Source organism: Rhodococcus sp. NBC_00294 (assembly GCF_036163995.1).
Lineage (GTDB): Bacteria > Actinomycetota > Actinomycetes > Mycobacteriales > Mycobacteriaceae > Rhodococcoides.
This window is the reverse complement of sequence record NZ_CP108043.1, coordinates 4,470,588-4,485,998: the sequence shown is the minus strand read 5'-3', so window position 1 is coordinate 4,485,998 and position 15,411 is coordinate 4,470,588. Positions and strand designations below refer to the sequence as shown.

The 15,411-nt window shown below is 67.6% G+C and carries 19 protein-coding genes; 13 read left to right on the top strand and 6 right to left on the bottom strand.

Annotated features, from left to right (window positions below):
* Positions 1-50: 50 nt before the first annotated feature.
* On the bottom strand, positions 51-1,004 hold the full coding sequence (locus tag OHB23_RS21065) for a manganese catalase family protein (RefSeq protein ID WP_027504374.1): 954 nt from the start codon (positions 1,002-1,004) through the stop codon (positions 51-53).
* A 207-nt stretch (positions 1,005-1,211) separates the two neighbouring features.
* Between OHB23_RS21065 and OHB23_RS21060 the strand changes: the two genes are divergently transcribed.
* Positions 1,212-1,937: a YoaK family protein gene (locus tag OHB23_RS21060; protein ID WP_056446515.1), complete on the top strand. Its 726-nt coding sequence runs from the start codon at positions 1,212-1,214 to the stop codon at positions 1,935-1,937.
* Between the two features lie 16 nt (positions 1,938-1,953).
* Here OHB23_RS21060 and OHB23_RS21055 read toward each other — a convergent pair whose 3' ends face one another.
* A complete protein-coding gene (locus OHB23_RS21055; protein WP_328810341.1) occupies positions 1,954-2,526 on the bottom strand; it encodes a TetR family transcriptional regulator in 573 nt (190 codons plus the stop codon).
* Positions 2,527-2,636: 110 nt separating this feature from the next.
* Here OHB23_RS21055 and OHB23_RS21050 point away from each other — a divergent pair, with 110 nt between their 5' ends.
* The 7 genes from OHB23_RS21050 to OHB23_RS21020 all read left to right on the top strand — a co-directional run bounded on the left by OHB23_RS21050 (position 2,637) and on the right by OHB23_RS21020 (position 5,794).
* The gene (locus tag OHB23_RS21050; protein WP_056446522.1) at positions 2,637-3,692 is read left to right on the top strand and encodes an NAD(P)-dependent alcohol dehydrogenase; all 1,056 of its coding nucleotides are present in this window, start codon (positions 2,637-2,639) and stop codon (positions 3,690-3,692) included.
* Between the two features lie 70 nt (positions 3,693-3,762).
* Positions 3,763-3,909, top strand: coding sequence for a hypothetical protein (locus OHB23_RS21045; RefSeq protein ID WP_197027715.1), 147 nt, complete (start codon positions 3,763-3,765; stop codon positions 3,907-3,909).
* A gap of 9 nt (positions 3,910-3,918) precedes the next feature.
* Positions 3,919-4,209, top strand: coding sequence for a YrhK family protein (locus tag OHB23_RS21040; protein WP_328810340.1), 291 nt, complete (start codon positions 3,919-3,921; stop codon positions 4,207-4,209).
* Between the two features lie 111 nt (positions 4,210-4,320).
* Positions 4,321-4,485, top strand: coding sequence for a hypothetical protein (locus tag OHB23_RS21035; protein WP_328810339.1), 165 nt, complete (start codon positions 4,321-4,323; stop codon positions 4,483-4,485).
* The gene (locus OHB23_RS21030) at positions 4,482-4,655 is read left to right on the top strand and encodes a hypothetical protein (RefSeq protein WP_235578792.1); all 174 of its coding nucleotides are present in this window, start codon (positions 4,482-4,484) and stop codon (positions 4,653-4,655) included. The genes OHB23_RS21035 and OHB23_RS21030 overlap by 4 nt, the downstream gene beginning before the upstream one ends.
* A gap of 137 nt (positions 4,656-4,792) precedes the next feature.
* Positions 4,793-5,149, top strand: a complete 357-nt coding sequence (locus OHB23_RS21025) for a cyclophilin-like fold protein (protein WP_231476168.1) — start codon at positions 4,793-4,795, stop codon at positions 5,147-5,149.
* Positions 5,150-5,227: 78 nt separating this feature from the next.
* Positions 5,228-5,794, top strand: coding sequence for a hypothetical protein (locus OHB23_RS21020; RefSeq protein ID WP_027504369.1), 567 nt, complete (start codon positions 5,228-5,230; stop codon positions 5,792-5,794).
* A 1-nt stretch (position 5,795) separates the two neighbouring features.
* Here the strand turns inward: OHB23_RS21020 and OHB23_RS21015 are convergent, their stop codons facing one another.
* From OHB23_RS21015 to OHB23_RS21000, 4 genes are all read right to left on the bottom strand, one after another.
* Positions 5,796-6,524, bottom strand: coding sequence for an SDR family NAD(P)-dependent oxidoreductase (locus tag OHB23_RS21015; RefSeq protein WP_056446532.1), 729 nt, complete (start codon positions 6,522-6,524; stop codon positions 5,796-5,798).
* Positions 6,525-6,595: 71 nt separating this feature from the next.
* Complete coding sequence (locus OHB23_RS21010) at positions 6,596-8,377, bottom strand: FAD-dependent oxidoreductase (protein WP_328810337.1); 1,782 nt, start codon at positions 8,375-8,377, stop codon at positions 6,596-6,598.
* Complete coding sequence (locus tag OHB23_RS21005; RefSeq protein WP_328810336.1) at positions 8,374-9,300, bottom strand: fumarylacetoacetate hydrolase family protein; 927 nt, start codon at positions 9,298-9,300, stop codon at positions 8,374-8,376. Before OHB23_RS21005 ends, OHB23_RS21010 begins: the two co-directional genes overlap by 4 nt.
* A gap of 25 nt (positions 9,301-9,325) precedes the next feature.
* The gene (locus OHB23_RS21000; RefSeq protein WP_307109327.1) at positions 9,326-9,964 is read right to left on the bottom strand and encodes a VOC family protein; all 639 of its coding nucleotides are present in this window, start codon (positions 9,962-9,964) and stop codon (positions 9,326-9,328) included.
* Between the two features lie 111 nt (positions 9,965-10,075).
* Between OHB23_RS21000 and OHB23_RS20995 the strand changes: the two genes are divergently transcribed.
* The 5 genes from OHB23_RS20995 (at position 10,076) to OHB23_RS20975 (ending at position 15,408) form a co-directional block, all read left to right on the top strand.
* Positions 10,076-10,663, top strand: coding sequence for a TetR/AcrR family transcriptional regulator (locus OHB23_RS20995; protein WP_328810335.1), 588 nt, complete (start codon positions 10,076-10,078; stop codon positions 10,661-10,663).
* Between the two features lie 140 nt (positions 10,664-10,803).
* A complete protein-coding gene (locus tag OHB23_RS20990) occupies positions 10,804-11,328 on the top strand; it encodes a thioesterase family protein (protein WP_307097579.1) in 525 nt (174 codons plus the stop codon).
* Complete coding sequence (locus OHB23_RS20985) at positions 11,328-12,818, top strand: flavin-containing monooxygenase (protein WP_328810334.1); 1,491 nt, start codon at positions 11,328-11,330, stop codon at positions 12,816-12,818. The genes OHB23_RS20990 and OHB23_RS20985 overlap by 1 nt, the downstream gene beginning before the upstream one ends.
* The gene (locus OHB23_RS20980) at positions 12,815-14,581 is read left to right on the top strand and encodes an alpha/beta fold hydrolase (protein ID WP_328810333.1); all 1,767 of its coding nucleotides are present in this window, start codon (positions 12,815-12,817) and stop codon (positions 14,579-14,581) included. The genes OHB23_RS20985 and OHB23_RS20980 overlap by 4 nt, the downstream gene beginning before the upstream one ends.
* A complete protein-coding gene (locus OHB23_RS20975) occupies positions 14,575-15,408 on the top strand; it encodes an SDR family NAD(P)-dependent oxidoreductase (RefSeq protein WP_328810332.1) in 834 nt (277 codons plus the stop codon). Before OHB23_RS20980 ends, OHB23_RS20975 begins: the two co-directional genes overlap by 7 nt.
* Positions 15,409-15,411 lie beyond the last annotated feature (3 nt).

Genomic DNA, 15,411 nt, shown 5'->3' with positions numbered 1-15,411 from the left:
GGCACTGCGCGAACGAGAGTCGCGCAGTGCCGCATCGGTGAACTGTCAGATCACTTCCCGAGTTCGCCGAAGGTGGCGTCGATGTCGGCCATCTCCATCTCTGCGGTCTGCTGGATCAGCTCCATGAGCTCCGGATCGAGCCCGGGTGCGAACTCCTCCGGTCGCTCGGGCGCGATGTCGAGGGGTGCACCCGCCGGCGCCTGTTCGCTCGCGTCGAGATCCGTTCCGTCCTTCGACGGCGACATGCCCTGGTAGATACGGCCCGCCTCGGACGCGCCGGTGAGGTCGAAGGTGTACTGCTTGCTCTGCAGGCCCATCTCCACGAGCTTCTTCACCTCGGGGAACTGCTCGGCGTTCGTCTTCGGAATGGGCAGCGTCTTCTTCCAGTCGACACCCAGTGTCTCGAGTGCCTTCGCGTAGCCGTTCTCGTGCGCCTGGTCCCGAACGATGAGGTAGGAGATGGTGGACCGGGCGGTCTTGTTGTCGGTCATCTCGTACATGCGGCACTTCTGCAGGCGGCCCGTCGATTCGAGCATCAGGTTGTACAGCAGATCGAGCACGAGGTTGCCCGAGTTGTAGACGTAACTGCCGCTCCACGGGTTGCCCACCGAGTCGACGGGCATCGCGCCCTGAGCACCGACGAGGTAGTGGTGGATGTTGCCCTCGGACAGGGCGATGTTCAGCGGCACGGCGCCGCCCGCGCCCGGTGTGTCGAGCGGATCGTTCTGCTTGCCCTGGTATCGCGGCGACCCGTCGAGCAGGCGAGAGATGGTGGTGCCGATGAGTTCGACGTGACTGATCTCCTCGGTACCGATGCCCTGGATCAGGTCCCGGTAGGGCTTGGCCGCGGCGCCGCGGAAGTTCATCGACTGGAACAGGTACTGCATCATCGTGCGCATCTCGCCGAACTGGCCACCGAGGCCCTCCTGCAGCGCGTTCGCTGCGGCGGGATCGGGCTCGTCGGGAACGATGTCGTGAATCAGCTTCTGTACGTGCAGATACATGGGGCCTCCTCAGGCGTGGGGCGGAACTGCCGCCCACGCAGCACGGGTGCCCCGAGTCTGACCACCCTCAATCCTTCGGTGTTGTTCCAGCCTTCGGAGAACGCTGTTGTGACCCACCACATTTCACTGGTGTTAAGCATCTTTATTGTTCTGTGATACACGCCTCACGGAGCCGTCCGAGCACATTCCGTCCGGAGAATGACAGGTATGACCTCATCTGTGGCGATCAGCCGTGACACAGCAGTCGGCCCGGAAGCCCGGTTGTCCTGGATTCTGTCGGGCCTCGCCGGGATGGTCGGCGCCGTCGCATTTCTGCATTCCGCCGGATACTTCGTCACCTTCATGACGGGAAATACCGAACGCGCGGTCGTGGGACATTTCGGTGAGCCCGCCGGCAAGGAGGTGGCTCCGGGCGCATCTCCCTGGGCCGCACTGGCTCTGATGGGATCGTTCCTGCTCGGCGTGGTCATCGCGTCGATCTGCCGACGGAAGTACTGGTCGAACCATCCGCACGGTGCCACCGTGGTGACGACGATCGCGCTCGCGGTGGCGGGGTCGATCGACATCGCACTGTCCGGGTGGTCGTCCGCCGACGTGAACTTCTATCCGATCCTTCTCATCGCTTTCGCGCTCGGCGCGTTGAACACTGCCTTCACCAAGAAGGAGGAGACCTACATTCCGCTGAGTTATGTCACCGGAACGCTGGTCAAGCTGGGGCAGGGAATCGAACGCCATCTGTGCGGTGGCGGAACCCGCTACGACTGGCTCTGCTACCTCATGCTGCTGGGGTCGTTCTCGCTCGGCGGTGCGATCGGCGCTTTCATCGGCGTCGTCATCACCGGTCCCCAGGTGCTCCTGCTCGCCGCGCTGTTCAGCTTCGGTGCCACGATCTTCACCTTCACCCACACCGAACGGCAGACGGTCTTCGGCTGACAGGTGCCTCGTCGGCTCAGATCGCGTGGAACGCCCTCCGCGCTGTCGCTGCCAGTGCCGCTCGTCGGCGATCGTGGTCGGACGCGCTCTCACCCGCGTGCGCGGTGTGGACGATCGCGGACTGCGCCCACGTGGCGGCGAGCGACACCAGCATCGACCAGAGATCCTCCGCCGCGACGTCGTCGACGAGAGTGCCCCGCTTCTGTGCGTCGCGGATGGCGTCCAACTCGGCGCGGCCGTCATCCTCGCGGTGCGCGAAGAGGGGGCCGATCGGAGTCCGCTCCAACCGCGCCCAGGTCACCAGGCGCACCAGCTCGGGATCGCCGAGGTACATGTCGTAGAGGGCCGCGACGTATCCGGGCAGGTCGTCCGCGTCGAGCGGGACGTCCGCCATGTCGACGTCCACCCGGTTGTCGAAGACCGCGTCGAACAGTGCCTGTTTGCTGCCGAAGTACGCATAGATCTGCGACTTGTTGATGGCGGCGTTCGCAGCGATGCGGTCGACGCGCGCCCCCGCGATGCCGTGCTCGGCGAACTCGGCCGTCCCTGCACGGAGTATTCGTCGTCTCGTCTCGGCGGCGTCACCCATGGGTCGAGCCTACGCAGTGACCAACTGGTTGGTCACTTCGATCGTTCTCGGTTACGCTTCCAACTAACCAGTTGGTTGCCACCGACCGGTCCACGTCGAAGGGACATCCAGTGAGAACCGTGGCCGCCTACAGCGCATCCGCACCCGGAGCCCCGTTGATCCGGGACTCGGTGGAGCGACGGGACCTGCGGGCCGACGACGTCGCCGTGCTCGTGAGCCACTGCGGTGTGTGCCATTCCGATCTGCACGCGCTCCGGGACGACGCGGGGTCCTTCCCGCTCACCCCGGGCCACGAGTTCGTCGGAACGGTGCTCGACGTGGGCAGCGGCGTCACGGACTTCGCCCCTGGGGACCCCGTGGCCGTCGGCAACATCGTCGACTCGTGCGACGTGTGCGACATGTGCGCTGCGGGGCAGGAGAACTACTGCCGTGAGTTCCCCACCCTCACCTACGGCGGGCGGGACCGCGTCGACGGATCGACGACGGCAGGAGCCTTCTCGGCGGAGTACGTCGTGCGGGATCGGTTCGTCTACCACCGGCCGAAAGGCCTCGATGCGGCCGCGGTCGCTCCCCTGATGTGCGCGGGCATCACGGTGTGGGAGCCGTTGCGCCGCTGGAACATCGGTCCCGGCTCTCGTGTCGGTGTTGCCGGAATCGGTGGCCTCGGTCATCTCGCCGTGCGATTCGCGGCGGCGCTGGGCGCCGAGGTCACCGTGTTCACCACCTCGTCGGCCAAGGCGGAGGAGGCGCGGGAACTGGGTGCTCACCACACCGTACTGTCGACCGACGACGCCGCGATGGCGGCGGTGCAGGGCGGACTGGATCTCGTCGTCGACTGCATCCCGGTCGCTCACGATCCGCAGCCGTACCTCGCGAGCCTGGCGCTCGACGGAACCCTCTGTCTGGTGGGCCACCTCGGCTCGGTCTCGATCGAGACGGTGGATCTCCTGGTCGGTCGCAAATCGGTGAGCTCGTCCGGCAGCGGTGGTCGCCGGCACACGCAGGAGATGCTCGACTTCTGCGGCGACCACGGCATCACCGCGCAGGTGGAGGTGCTGCCGTCGGCCCTCGTCGGCATCGCTCTCGATCGCCTCGAGGCCGGAGACGTGCGCTACCGGTTCGTGCTCGACATGGGTGATCTGGTCGGCGACGGCACACCCGCCTGAGGGTTGCGGAATCGGGGCGCGGGGCATTCAGGGCGTGACCCGACCACCGATCAGAGAGCAGGACCCCGCGATGACGATGCCCAGTGATGCTGCGGACGCCGTGCCCGCCGCCGGAAGCAACGACGGACCGCGCGAGCACGAGCAGGACACCGAGCACACCGCGTACGTCGACGAGGAGAACGTGCCGCACCCCGGGGATGCGAACACCGACTCCTGATCGGCGACCGTGGGTATCGACACCAGCGGGAAGACGCTGACACTCACCATCGGACACGACGAGTTGATCGTCCGTCAGCGGTGGGAAGTGGTCAGCATCGTCAACGACATCGCGATCGCGGTGTGGTTCATCGCGGGCAGTGTGCTGTTCTTCAGTGAGTCGACCACCGAGCTCGGAACAGTCTTCTTCCTTGTCGGGAGCATCGAGTTGCTCGTCCGGCCTGTCATCCGCCTCGTTCGACGGGTGCACATTCGACGAGTACGTGGTGCGTCCGACGGAGTGGACAGCCTCGACTTCTGAGTGTCGTCGGGAGACCGCAAAGGGTGCCCTCGTAGGGACTCCCTCGCGTGCGATCACGTCTCTAGCGTTGGTGGGGCCAGACCAACCCTCCGACGTGACGAGGTACCAACCGTGAAGAGACCGTTCGTGCTTGCCGCGCCGGCGGTCGCTGTGCCCGCACTGGGCGCGGCGTGGACGGCGTCGGAGGAGGCGAGCCCGCTGGTGGGGGAGTGGCGCATGACCGGGCTCGGCGTTCGATCCTGCAGGGGTACGAGTCGTTCCACGGTGATCTCGTGACCGAGTCCGACGGAACCTCGGGGACCTTCACGATCTCGGTGGAGTCGGCTCTGGCGCGCGATCTCATCGGGCAGACCCTTCATCGTGCTCACGAGGTGGACGGTGACACTCTCGTTCCGACACCGAGCGATCCTGCCGACGGCTTCCGGGCCACCTACGAGCGTGGATGACGCGCCGCGGAGCGATTGCCCTCGCGTCCGCAGTCTCTCTGCTCGCCGGCTGCTCGGCTGAGAGCGACACCGTCGGTGCGGCTGCCTCGTCACCGACGACCACGCGGCCGACCGCCGCAGAACGGAACGGAGAGACGATGCGCATCGCGATCGACGTCGAGGGCACCACGGTGATCGGAACGCTGAACGACAGTGTGGCGGCCCGCGATCTCGCGGCACTTCTGCCCGTGACGGTGGAGATGTCGGATCACGGCGGCGTGGAGAAGACGGGTCCGCTGCCGGCGGTGCTGAGCACGGACGGGTCTCCCTCAGGGGCGGATCCCGATCCCGGCGACATCGGGTACTACGCGCCGTCGAACGACGTCGTTCTGTACTACGGCGATCAGAGCTACTTCCCCGGCATCGTCGTACTCGGGACCATGGACCCGTCGGGAGTCGGCGTGGTCGGTGCGCTCGGTGGCACGGTGACGGTGACCATCACGTCGGCCGACTGATCGCGCCTGGCCTCACCACGGCCCATGTCTTCGGAGCCGAGCGTGAGTGCGGACGGTCCCGGGGCGCATACTTACCGGATGCCCCCCAACGCGAAGCGCACGATTCTGAGCAACGGCGCCGACCGCGTCACCGTCTTCCACGACGGGAGGGTGAAGGTCACCTCGAGTTCGCACGTCTGGGACATCGTTGATCGCGGACGCCACAGTGCCCTCGGCCAGTACGTCACCCTCGCGCCCGCACCGGCCCGCCACGCGGACGTACGAGCGGACGACCGCGAGGCCGCGCCGGGCACCCCCGACTTCGTCGCCGAACTGAACCCGGAGTTGGGGTCGGCCGTCGCCGGAACCGCAGCGGCCACGAACGGCACCTTCGTCCAGTTCGTGCACGACGGGACCATCATCGTCGGCAACGACGGTCGCGACCTCGCCGAGACGTTCAACACCGGTCGCGAGGCCACCGAGGAGGCCGCTGCGGAACGCGGTGGCGCGGTGACCGTGACGTTCAAGGGGTCGTATCGGCCGCGTGACATCCGTGAGCACGACTGGCTCATCGAGATCCCCGTGAACGAGAAGCCGTTCAGCAATCGCCTCTACCGGGGGGACTACGAGAACTCGGAGAACAAGGTGGGTCCGCACCGCAGGTAGTTCACAGTCCACCGGCCACCCGGAGCACCGCACCCGTCACGTAACTCGCGTCCTCGGACATGAGCCAGACGACGGCTCCCGCGATGTCGTCGACGGTGCCCGCTCGACCGAGCGGCACCGTCGGGGCGACCTGCGCGGGCCGGTCCGGCTCCTGGTGGAAGTCGGTCCAGATCGTGCCGGGCGACACGGCGTTCACGCGGATCGCGGGGGCAAGTTCTTTCGACAGTCCGAGTGTCAGTGCGTCGACTCCGGCTTTCGCTGCCGCGTAGTGGACGTACCTCGACGGACTTCCGAGCGTCGCGGCCGCGGACGAGATCGAGACGATCGATCCACCGCCCTGTCTCATGAGTGCTGCCTGCGCGAACTTGCAGCAGACGATCACTCCGAAGAGGTCGACGTCGAGGTCCCGGTGGATCGCCGCGAGGTCGTTGTCCTCGAGCCGCCCCACTGCGGTGGCCGCGCCGGCGTTGTTCACCACCCCGGTCACCGGCCCGAACGTCTCCGCTGCCGCGAAGAACGCGGCGACGGAATCTTCGTCGACGATGTCGACCGCGCAGCACACCGCGCGGCGACCGAGGGCTGTGACGTCAGCTGCGACGGCGTCGGCCGAGTCCGCGTCGGAGTGGTAGCCGATCACCACGTCCCACCCGGCGCGGGCCAGGGCCAGGCTGATGGCCCGTCCGATCCCGCGTCCACCGCCGGTCACGATGGCGACCCTCGTGTCAGTCATGGGCACAGTCAACCCCGTCGGTTCCGGTGTTGCCGAAGGAATCGGAGCGCGGAACCCTCGACATGCCGCTGTCACCGCATCGGATAGTGCTGGCGCCAGCGTTCGAGGAATCTCGTCAACTCGGCCACACCCGACGACGCCGGCGAGGTCGTACGCCAGGCCACGTGCCCGTCCGGGCGGACAAGCACGGCTCCCTTCTCACCGACCTCCAGCAGGTCGATCAGTCGACGCCGGTCTGCGGGGTCCGGTGCGTCGACGGGGACCACCACGACGCCAGGGCCCGCGATGCGGTGAGTGCCGAGCTCGTTCTCCCACCCGTCGTCGTCGAGCGCGAGGAGCGTCAACGAGGTCCGGTGGAGTACGTCGTGGATGCCCGTGGTGAGCCCGCGTGTCGAGATCATCGCGTGGGGAAGCCGGGCGCCGGGGTAGCTGGTGGGGAGATAGTCGACCACGTCCTCGGGCGGCCGCACTGCAGGGTCGTCGTCGGCGACGAGGTCGCTCGTGTGCAGATAGCCGAACTGCAGACCGGTGGAGACGAAGTGTTCGATCTGACCGGGCAACGCCTCCGCGATCTGCCCGCGCAGTGCCGTCGAACCTGGGGCCCCGGGATGCAGTCGCCGCGCTCGACGCATCTGCCGACGCATCATCGCCGTGGCCATCGGCGCGACGAGCCGGTCGGGGAGCGACGCGAGCGGTGCACGCGCCGCGACACGGGTCGCGACCGCCAGCATCCTGTTGGTGATGCCGATGCGTCCACCGATGTCGTCGAGCCGGAAATGGTTGGCCACACTCTGCTCCGCGAACTTCTCCACCACCGGTCGGCGTTCCGTCTCGTAGGTGTCGAGCAGAGTCGGAGAGGCAGTGCCGGACAGCACCGTGTCGAGCTTCCACGCGAGATTGTGCGCGTCCTGCACCCCGGAGTTCAGGCCGAAGCCGCCGGTGTGCGGGAATCGATGCGCAGCGTCACCGAGGAGCAGGAGCCGCCCGCGGCGGAACGAGTCCGCGGTCTGCGAGGTCATCACCCAGGTGCCGGTCGACTCCAGCTCGAAGTCTTTGTCACCGAGCACCTTCGGCAACATGTCGGCCCAGAACTGGCGGCTGTTCGCGGCGATCTCCTGGGCCGGGTGCAGGTAGGCCGTCATGAGGATGTACCGGTGATCGGCGTGCGAGATCAGTACGCCGCACAGATCCGGCGTGTAGATCCAGCTCAGAAGTGGACGAGCGTCGTCCGGGAACAGCTTGTGCGAGGTGAAGAACGCGCTGCCCATGTTCGCCAGGACCGGCCCGTCGAGGTCGATTCCACTGGCATCGCGAACAGGGCTGTTGGCCCCGTCGCACCCCAAGACGTACCGAGCGGTCAGCTCTCCGTCGTCATCTCCACTGCGCGTTCGCACTCGGGCGACCTCGGGTGTGGACTCGACATCCAGAACCGTGACGCCGCGGCAAAAGTCGATGAGCGGGTCCTCGTCCAGCGCGTTCCACAGCACGGGCATGAGCAGGTGCTGTCCGATGTGCGAGACCATGTACGGGCTCTGGCTCTCGACGACTGCTTTCCGCTCGGGATCGGACAGCAGGTCGATGGACCCGATGGGGCCGTCGCCGATGCCGCCGAACCAACTGATGAGGTTCACCTCGTCGTGCGGAGGCGACATCGACGCAATGGCCGACGCGAGATCGGGGCTGTACTCGTGCCAGATCTCGAGCGTGCGGGCATTGATCACGTGTGCGGCCGGATGGAAGAGCGGCGTGGCTCGACGCTCCAGGACAGTGGTGCGGATACCCCTGCGAGCCAACAGCAGTGCGGCTGTGGCGCCTGCCGGACCCGCGCCGACGATCACCACCGGAGTCGTCATCGGACGACGGTCCGCTGAGTGCCGAGGTCGATGGTGCCGTCGGCCGTGCGGATGGTGGCGGTCACGACGTCGTCGACGGAGAGATAGTGGGGATTGCGCGCCTGTCGAGCGAAGAAGATCTTCCACTTGACCGCCGGCGGAAGGAGTTCGCCGATCTTCTGCACGATCTTCGGTGGGGCGGAGATGGCGGTTCCGACGGGCGTGCCCGTCAGGAGAACGTCTCCTGCGGAGAGGGATTGGAAACGAGACAGGCGGGTGAGTGCCTCGGCGGGTGGCGTGATCAGGTCATCGCCGATGGTCTGATCCTGACGGACGTCGCCGTTGACGGACAGGGTCATGTGCAACTCGGGAAGCCGCGCCCAGTCCGCTGCGTCGAACAGGACGAGTCGCGGGCCGAGTGGCGTGAAGGTGGGATAGGACTTGCTCTCGTAGACCTGGACGCGGGTCAGCTGGATCTCGCGCGCCGACACGTCGTCGGCCACGACCACCCCCGCGGCGTAGTGCGGCAGGGTGTCCTGCGTGACCGTGGTCCCGACAGGGACGTCCGCCCCGATGACGATGCCCAGCTCGATCTCGTGATCCAGCAGGGCGACCTCGGCGGGTTGGCGGATCGGGTCGTTGGGGCCGCTGATGGAGGCCGACGATTTCCGGAAGAACGTGGGGTACAGCGTTGCCGGGTCGGCTCCGATGTCCAGCGCGTGCGACCGGTAGTTGAGCAACTGAGCCACGACGCGGCACGGTGCGGTGATCGGCGAGAGGACGTCGAGATCCGCCGCGACGGCGTCCTCGCCGTGTGCGCTCTCGACGGCCGCACGATCGGCGAGCAGATCACGGGTGGTGTCGGCCGTGGTGTCGATGCGGGCCGCGGTCTCACCGTGCAGGCGCCACCATCCCTCGGCAGTGCGAACAATGTTCACGGGCATGGTGATTCGCTTTCTCGAGAAGGGATCACAAGGTACGGAACGAGATGGTCTTCTTGTTCGCCACGACCGGCCGGCCCGGCCTGGTCCCGGCCTCCCGCCGCCGCAGCTCCTTCGGCGACTCGCCGTTGCGCAGTCGGCTCAGCAGGTAGTCGGGATCGATGTTCACGCCGATCGGATTGCGGGCGAACTCGTCGCTGTAGAAGAACGCCGCGGTGTGATCCGGGTCGAAGTTCTCCACCTGGAACTCGAGTCGGATGCCGTCGGGATCCTCGTAGTAGAGGGAGATGGTCGGGCCGTGGTTGATGGACCAGACCGGGCGGATGCCCTGGCGCTTCAACCGCACGTAGTTCTCGAGCAGCCGTTCGAGGGACGTGAAGGTCAGCGCGATGTGGTCGATGCCGTAGACCTTGCGCTTGAGCCTCGCGAGCGGGAAGAGAAGCCGCAGAACCGGGGGCACGGCGATGATCGCCAGGCGGTGCGACTCGTCGTCCCAGGTCAGGAACGTGATCTCGTCGTCCTGATACGCGACCTGCGCCCCGAAGACGGTGCCGTACCACCGCACCATCTCGTCGGTGCGAGTCGATTTCACCACCCAGTGGGCGATGCGATCCGGTCCGTGACTGCCGAGACCGGCCGAGCCGGTGTGGTCACCCGTCGCGTTCATCGTCGCCTCTCGTCGTGGGGAAGTGACCGCGACGCTACGAGCACTTTGACTGTCAGTCAAGAAATTGACTCGTGCTCGAGGTGCAGGGCGGGGTGCACTACCCTCGGTGCCATGTCCGCGAACCCCCCCGACGGCGCGCGTCGTCCGCGACGGGATCGTCGACAGGCACTCATCGATGCGGCCATCGCCCTCATGAGCGAGGGCGGCGACGCGGACATCAGCGCGGCCGCCATCTCCCGGCGGGCCGACGTGGCACACGGGTTGCTGTTCTACTACTTCACCGACAAGCAGGGCCTGGTGGCTGCGGCGCTCGCAGACGTGTTGTCGCGCTTGGTGCATCACCAGAGTCCGAGGGCGGACGAGCAGACTTCGGAGCAACGCCTCGACGGTTTCGTCCGACGGCACATCGAGTTCCTGGAGAACCATCGGACGCTGTACGTCCGCGTCGTCGTCGAGGGCGTGCTGGGCGATCCGGCCGTCGAACGGGCGCTCCGCGAGGCACGCGCGGCAGGCGCGCGTCAGGCGGCGGACATCGTCGGACTGGGGCAGCCCCTGACTCCGGTGATGCAGACGGCGGTCGTCGCCTGGACGGGATTCCTCGACCGGGCGGCCGACGAGTACGTCGAGCGCGACGACCTGTCGCTCGACGACGTCGTGGACCTCGTGGTGAGAGCCTTCGGCGTGGTCACCGGGCACTGACGCCGCGCATCCCTCGTGGCGGTGGGCACGTGCACAACGCATCGTGCGGCGCCGTGTCGCGACAGCCATCGTGCGCGACGCTCCCGAAGGCCACACTCGAGTGATCGATACCGTCGTCCGGCGAGGAGTGGCCCGTGATCATGATGCTGCGCTGGGTCCTCCGCATGCACTCGTTCGGACGGACGGCGCGAGTGGGTGATCCTCTCGAGACACGGTTCCGCGTACTCCCGGCGGATCTCGACATCCTGATGCACATGACCAACGGCCGGTACCTGTCCGTTCTGGACGCGGCCCGCATCGCGTACTACGCGAGAACCGGTCTGTGGCACCAGTTCCGCGTGCGGGGCTGGAGTCCCGTCGTCACGGCGCAGAGCATCACCTACCGGCGCTCGCTGACCTTCCCGCGTGCGTATCGCGTGCGGACCCGTCTGATCGGTACCGATGCCAAGAACCTGTACTTCGAGCAGGTCTTCCACATTCGCGACGTCGACCATGCCACCGCGGTGGTGTCCGTCCGACTGACCGATCGGGGCGGCGGGTCGGTGCCGCCGGCGCGGATCCTCGCTCTCGACGGCACGTTCGTGCTGCCCGACCGCATCCCGACAGCAATCGCGGAATGGTCGGAGTTCGCCCGTCACCACCACGCAGGGAAAGAGGGTCAGTGATGACATCGTCCGGGACCACCACGAGTTCCGACCACCACACGCTGGCGGTCATCGGCTCGGGTTTCGCGGGAGTCGGAGCAGCGATCGGGCTGGCACCGTTGCACCAGGGGAGCGTCGTCATCTTCGAGCGTGCGGCGACGCTCGGCGGGGTGTGGCGCGACAACGACTATCCGGGTGCTGCGTGCGACGTCCAGAGCCTCCTCTATTCGTTCTCGTTCGCTCCCAGCCACCGGTGGCGTCACACCTACGCACGGCAGCCCGAGATCCGCGAGTACCTCGACCGGGTGGCGCGGGACCACGGGTTGCTCCCGCGACTCCGGACGCAGTGCCCGGTCACGTCCCTCACCTGGGACGCGAGCGCGGCGCGATGGACTCTCGAGACGCCGCGCGGGACGTCGACCGCGGATCACGTCGTTCTCGCCACGGGGTCCCTCGCCGACCCCTCTCTCCCCGCCGTCGACGGCATCGAGTCCTTCGCGGGTCCGATGTTCCACTCGTCGCAGTGGGACCACGACACGGATCTGACGGGTATGCGCGTCGCCGTCGTCGGTACCGGTGCCTCCGCGATCCAGTTCGTCCCGAGAATCCAACCGCTGGTGGAGTCCCTGACCCTGTTTCAGCGCACGGCACCGTGGGTGATGCCGCGCGACGACAAGCCCATCTCCGCACGCACGCGGACCCTTCTGAAGTCGGTTCCCGGATACCAGCGTGCTGCGCGCGCGGCCGTCTACCTCGAGCGGGAGGTGAAGCTCCTGGCCTTCCGCCATCCTGAATTGATGGCGATCGGAGAGCGCGAGGGTCGTGCGCACCTCGCGCATGCCGTGAGCGATCCTGTTCTGCGGCAGAAACTCACACCGGACTATCGGATGGGCTGCAAGCGGATCCTGCTGTCCGACGAGTACTACCCGGCCCTGGCGCAACCCAACGTGTCCGTCGAGACGGCGGGCGTGGCGACCGTGACTCCGACCGGAGTGATCGACACGAACGGCACCGCGCACGAGGTGGACGCCGTCATCTTCGGCACCGGGTTCGACACCAGTCGACTTCCGCTGACGGACAGTGTCTTCGACGGGTCGGGTCGATCGATGGCGGACACGTGGGGCGACAGTCCGCGGGCCTACCTGGGAACGACCGTCGCGGGATTCCCGAATCTCTATCTGATGCACGGACCGAACATCGCACTCGGCCACACGTCGGTGATCCTGATGTTCGAGTCTCAGATCGCATACATCGAGAAGGCGATGCGTCGTGCGATGACCGCACGCGGTTCCATCGAGCCGACCGCCCGGGCGCAGGCCGAGTACTCGACCGACATCGACGACCTCACCGACGGGACGGTGTGGACGAGCGGTGGGTGCTCGAGTTGGTACCTCGACCCCGCCGGCCGCAACAGCAATCTCTGGCCGGGCAGCATCCTCGGGTATCGACGCCGTGCCACGCGATTCGACGAGAAGCACCACGCGGTCCACGCGGACGCGGTGCCGCGATGAGCGAGCCCGTCGTCCTCCTGCACGGACTCGGCGGGTCGCCTGCGATCTGGGATCGCGTTCGACCGCTGCTCACCGGTACGGTGCTCGCGCCCGAGATCGCGGGTACCGCGTCGATCGAGCAGGACGCCCTCGACATCGCCCGGGCGGTCCGGGCCGCCGGCATAGGTCCCGCTGTCGTGGTGGGGCACTCGCGTGGCGGACTCGTCGCCACGTCCCTGGCGGAGCAGTTCCCGGGCCTCGTGACCCGTCTGGTGCTGGTCGCGACTCCGCCGACCACGGCGAGTCGGCTGACGGCCAGAGGTGTCTCCGAGATGGTTCTCGGTGTGCCGGTCCTCGGCGCCGCCGTGTGGACGATGCTGCCCGAGCGCAGGCTCCGGTCCGGTCTCGCGTCGGCGTTCGTTCCCGGTGGTCCGGTCCCCGAGTTCGCCGTGCGGGACCTCGTCGCGACGGGACTGCGTCGGTTCCGCGCGTCCTCAACGGCGATCGACCACTACGTGACCGAAGCGCCGCTGAGAGAACGACTGTCGAGACTGTCCGTCCCGGTCTCACTGGTGTACGGCCTGAACGACCGACGTGTGGATCCGGCCGCGATGGCCGACAGTGCAGGCGGCCCGCGCACCACCGCGTATCCGCTGCGGCGCGAGGGGCACGGTGCCCCGTGGAGTTCGGCCGGTGCCGTGGCCGCCGTGATCGCCGGCGACGCGCACCCGAGCGAGGCCGTTCGACCCACTTCCACGGTGGCTCCGCGACTACGCCCGGTCCGGTGGACTCCACCGAGCGCGCCGCCCCGAGCACGGCAGGTGACGAGCAGGGAGCCGGTGGCGTCGATCCGGCGTCTCGAACTACCGGGCCGCGGGCCGGAGGACGTCAGGCTGGACTCGCGGGGGCGAGTACTCACCGGCCTGGAGGACGGGCGCATCGTCCGGGTCACCATCGATGACACCGGTCACGGCGTCGAGACTCTCGCGCACACGGGAGGTCGACCGCTCGGCATCACCGTCGTCGACGACGCCACGTTGCTGGTGTGCGATGCCGAACGAGGTGTTCTCCGCGTGGATCTCGGCACCGGGGTGGTCGACGTCCTTCTCGACCGACTCGACGGCGAACCGATCACCTTCGCGTCGAACATCGTCCAGGGGCGGTCGGGCAACATCTACTTCACGGTGTCCACCCGGCGGTTCGGGTTCCACGACTTCCTCGCCGATCTTCTCGAGCACTCCGGCACGGGCCGGCTGGCGGTGGTGTCGCCCGACGGCGCCGCGCGCACGCTCGTCGACGGTGTCCAGTTCGCCAACGGGCTGGCGGTCTCGGACGACGAGGATTCCGTCACCGTGATCTCGACAGGCGACTTCGCCGTACTGCGGTACCCCCTCGTCGACGGTCACGCCGGACCGCCGCATGTCGTCGCCGACAACCTGCCGGCCTTCCCCGACAACGTCTCTGTCGACGGTGACCTTCTGTGGGTGGCCCTGGCGACGCCGCGCAGCACACTGCACGATCGGGTCGCGCAGCTCCCCGGCATCGTCCGGAGGTTCGCGTACCGCCTCCCAGAGAGTGTGCGACAGGGCGAGTCCACGACGTGGGTGATCGCTCTCGACTCCGGCGGCACGGTCGTGCACGACCTGCAGTCGGCATCTCCCGAGTACTCGATGGTGACCAGCGTGGTCCGACGCGGCACGCAGCTGATTCTCGGAAGCATCACCGAATCCGCGCTGGCGGTCGTCGACCTCCCGCCCACGTCACAGGGGAGAGTCGAATGGTGAGCAACCTCGACGGCCAGGTCCTCGTCGTCACGGGCGCGGCCGGAGGCATCGGTTCCGCGACGGCGCGGCGGTGCTCGGACCTCGGTGCGATCGTCGTCCTGCTCGACGTGGACGAGGGCGGTCTGACCCGCACCGCGCGGTCGCTGACGGGCCCGTGCGACACCCACGTGCTCGACGTCCGGGACGCCGATGCCTGCCGCCGAGTGATCGACACCGTCGTCGCCGAGCGGGGGCGGGTCGACATCGTGTGGGCCAATGCCGGTGTGTCGGAGTACGGTCCGCTCGACCTTCTGCCCGACGGAGCGTGGAAGCGCATGATCGACATCAACCTGGTCGGTGCCCACAACATCGTGCGGGCCGCGCTCCCGGCTGTCCTGGTCTCGCGCGGCCACATCGCCTTCACGTGTTCCTGGGCGTCCTTCGCTCATCAGCCCGGCCACTCGGGCTACGCCGCGGCGAAGGCCGGGCTGGAAGCGTTCGCGAACGCCCTTCGACTGGAACTCAGCGGCACCGGAGTGCGCGTCGGATCCCTGCACCCGGGATGGATCGACACGTCGATGGTCACGGGAAAGATGGCGCAGCCCGCGTTCGCGGCCCTGCTCGCCGCCCTTCCCGGCCCGTTCGGTGCGGTCAGCCCCGTCGACGACATCGTTCCGCACATCGTCCGCGCGCTGGAGCGGCGGTCGTCGCGCATGGTGTACCCGAGAGCCGGCCGCGTCCTCCTCGTCCTCCGTGCCGCGCTCCCGACGGCACCGTTCACTGCGCGGAGTCGAGCAGCAGCCCCGCGGATTCGTGCGCTCGCTGCTCGGGATGTGCGACGCTCGTGAACC

Coding starts and splice junctions, on each gene's coding strand:
- OHB23_RS21065 (WP_027504374.1), bottom strand. CDS start 1,004: ATGTATCTGCACGTACAGAAGCTGATTCACGACATCGTTCCCGACGAG.
- OHB23_RS21060 (WP_056446515.1), top strand. CDS start 1,212: ATGACCTCATCTGTGGCGATCAGCCGTGACACAGCAGTCGGCCCGGAA.
- OHB23_RS21055 (WP_328810341.1), bottom strand. CDS start 2,526: ATGGGTGACGCCGCCGAGACGAGACGACGAATACTCCGTGCAGGGACG.
- OHB23_RS21045 (WP_197027715.1), top strand. CDS start 3,763: ATGACGATGCCCAGTGATGCTGCGGACGCCGTGCCCGCCGCCGGAAGC.
- OHB23_RS21025 (WP_231476168.1), top strand. CDS start 4,793: ATGCGCATCGCGATCGACGTCGAGGGCACCACGGTGATCGGAACGCTG.
- OHB23_RS21020 (WP_027504369.1), top strand. CDS start 5,228: ATGCCCCCCAACGCGAAGCGCACGATTCTGAGCAACGGCGCCGACCGC.
- OHB23_RS21015 (WP_056446532.1), bottom strand. CDS start 6,524: ATGACTGACACGAGGGTCGCCATCGTGACCGGCGGTGGACGCGGGATC.
- OHB23_RS21010 (WP_328810337.1), bottom strand. CDS start 8,377: ATGACGACTCCGGTGGTGATCGTCGGCGCGGGTCCGGCAGGCGCCACA.
- OHB23_RS21005 (WP_328810336.1), bottom strand. CDS start 9,300: ATGCCCGTGAACATTGTTCGCACTGCCGAGGGATGGTGGCGCCTGCAC.
- OHB23_RS21000 (WP_307109327.1), bottom strand. CDS start 9,964: ATGAACGCGACGGGTGACCACACCGGCTCGGCCGGTCTCGGCAGTCAC.
- OHB23_RS20995 (WP_328810335.1), top strand. CDS start 10,076: ATGTCCGCGAACCCCCCCGACGGCGCGCGTCGTCCGCGACGGGATCGT.
- OHB23_RS20990 (WP_307097579.1), top strand. CDS start 10,804: ATGATGCTGCGCTGGGTCCTCCGCATGCACTCGTTCGGACGGACGGCG.
- OHB23_RS20985 (WP_328810334.1), top strand. CDS start 11,328: ATGACATCGTCCGGGACCACCACGAGTTCCGACCACCACACGCTGGCG.
- OHB23_RS20980 (WP_328810333.1), top strand. CDS start 12,815: ATGAGCGAGCCCGTCGTCCTCCTGCACGGACTCGGCGGGTCGCCTGCG.
- OHB23_RS20975 (WP_328810332.1), top strand. CDS start 14,575: ATGGTGAGCAACCTCGACGGCCAGGTCCTCGTCGTCACGGGCGCGGCC.